Raw genomic sequence first — 1,299 nt, 5'->3', positions numbered from 1 at the left:
GCACCCTGGTGCGGGCTTCTCGAAGGCGATGTGTGGTTGGAGAATGCCCGCCATGCCAATGCCTGTGCCCAGCGTCTTGCCGAGGGGCTGGAAGGTCTTCCAGGTATCCAGCTACGCTACCCGAGACAGGTGAACGGTGTTTTCGTGGAGATGCCGGAGCCATTGCAGGCGGCACTGCGGGCCAAAGGCTGGCGCTTTTACAACTTTATCGGTGGCAGTGCCCGCTTGATGTGCTCCTGGGCAACGACCAATGAGCAGGTAGACCGCTTCCTGTCGGATGTTCGTGCCCTGGTTAGTTAAGATCTATCGATTCCGCGGCGAAGTCGTGGTATATCAGCAGCCCCAAAACCCCAATTTTTACGGAAACAGAAGACATGCCCAGAGCCAGTGAAATCAAAAAGAATTCCGCCGTTGAATATGATGGTCGGGTGTATTTTGTAAAGGACATCGAGCGTTCCGTGCCCCAGGGCCGGGCTGGCGGCAGTCTTTACCGCATGCGCATGTACGATGTGGTGACCAACCAGAAGCTGGACGAGACCTTCAAGGATTCGGACATGCTCAACCTGGCCGACCTTACCCGCCGGGAAGCCACCTTTTCCTACGCCGATGGCGATGAGTACGTGTTCATGGATACCGAGGACTTTACTCAGTACAGCCTGAACCGCGAGGCCATTGCCGAAGAGCTGCTGTTCATTTCCGAAGATACTCAGGGTGTCATGGTCATCCTGTTGAAGGATTCGCCGGTTTCGCTGGCTCTTCCGCCTACGGTGGAGCTGGTAATTGAGGAGACGGACCCGTCTGTAAAGGGTGGCTCTGCGACGGCTAGAACCAAGCCCGCCCGGTTTGCCACTGGCCTGGTTGTTCAGGTTCCCGAGCACATCTCCACCGGAGATCGTATCCGCATTAACGTGGAGGAGCGCAAGTTCCTGGGCCGCGCCTGAGTTAAAGTCGTTCCGAAGTAAGGACACCCTGTGAAGCCAATAGAAACAATAAAAGTGCTGGTCGCCAGCGTGATTGCTGTTGTGGTCATGGTGGGTATTGCCCGGTTTTCCTACACGCCGATGATCCCGGAAATGGTCGCGGCACTGGGGCTGAGCAAATCCGTTGTCGGCATGCTGGCAACCGTGAACTACGCAGGCTACCTGACCGGCGCAGTGCTGATTACCCGGATCAGCGATCTTGGTCTCAAGGTAAGGCTCTACCAGCTTGGCCTGGTGGTTGCCGTGGTTTCAACGGTTCTCATGGGGTACACCACCAATGTGTGGGTGTGGTCCATTCTGCGTTTTATCTCAGGTCTGG

General features: G+C 56.4%; 2 protein-coding genes and 1 pseudogene. All 3 read left to right on the top strand.

Going from position 1 to position 1,299, the window contains the following annotated elements:
- Positions 1 to 300, top strand: a pseudogene (locus tag B2W52_RS00520) (threonine aldolase); the annotation flags it as partial.
- A gap of 74 nt (positions 301 to 374) precedes the next feature.
- Positions 375 to 941 (top strand): elongation factor P-like protein EfpL, encoded by a 567-nt coding sequence (efpL, locus tag B2W52_RS00515; RefSeq protein WP_008173777.1) that lies wholly within the window; start codon positions 375 to 377, stop codon positions 939 to 941.
- Positions 942 to 971: 30 nt separating this feature from the next.
- On the top strand, positions 972 to 1,299 hold a 328-nt coding region (locus B2W52_RS00510; protein WP_286800975.1), incomplete at its 3' end, for a YbfB/YjiJ family MFS transporter.

Source organism: Marinobacter sp. UBA2498, assembly GCF_002341575.1.
GTDB lineage: Bacteria > Pseudomonadota > Gammaproteobacteria > Pseudomonadales > Oleiphilaceae > Marinobacter > Marinobacter manganoxydans.
Note: the sequence above shows the minus strand (reverse complement) of the source record. Positions and strands in the feature narration are given on the sequence as shown.

Excerpts from the sequence above, each read along its gene's own strand:
- efpL (WP_008173777.1), top strand. The coding sequence starts at position 375 with ATGCCCAGAGCCAGTGAAATCAAAAAGAATTCCGCCGTTGAATATGAT.